This is a genomic window from Holdemanella porci (assembly GCF_019052655.1).
In the GTDB taxonomy this organism is placed as follows: Bacteria; Bacillota_I; Bacilli_A; order Erysipelotrichales; family Erysipelotrichaceae; genus Holdemanella; species Holdemanella hominis.
This window is the reverse complement of record NZ_JAHQVB010000163.1, coordinates 1-616: the sequence shown is the minus strand read 5'-3', so window position 1 is coordinate 616 and position 616 is coordinate 1. Positions and strand designations below refer to the sequence as shown.

1 protein-coding gene is annotated in these 616 nt (G+C 34.4%); it reads right to left on the bottom strand.

Annotated elements, in window-relative coordinates; genetic code table 11:
* The coding region (locus KTQ83_RS11955) for a transposase (protein ID WP_217256962.1) at window positions 1-616 on the bottom strand (616 nt) is incomplete at both ends.

Here is a 616-nt window from a genome sequence, read left to right as displayed (position 1 = left end):
CTTTTGGATCAGATTTATATTGTCTGTATCCATTTCTTGTAGTAGTTGTATACATTAGGATCTTATCATTTGGACATAGATAACAGTCGTATTCTTCATCATAGACATATTCGTATTTTTTAAAGAAATCTTTTTTGGTCATTGGTCTTTTATATGGCATATAAGGAATCTGATCATTTTGTACAATGGCTCTGCATATTGCAGGTGTCATGTATCCGGCATCTAACGAAACATTCTTTATCAGGTATCCATATTTTCCATTGATCAATTCTTCATAGGCATCAAAAAAACTAACACTATCATGTACATTTCCAGGAACTGTTGTAACTGCCAGTACGAACGAATTCTTATCGCAGAAAGTTTGATGCGAGTACGCAAAACATTTCTCCTTCTCACCTTTATGGAAGCAGCCACTTTCTGGATCTATAGTGCTTTCTGTAATTGTTTTAGTTGAAGTTTTTTTTACTTCTTCACCCGTTTCCTCATCATGTACATATTCTGTATGCACCATTGAATCAAAGGACTCTTTACCTATACATTCTCTATCCTCGTTGATTTCAGCCAACAGATCATCTTCGTATTTCTTTTTGAGGATCTCTACTTCTTTTTTGACACT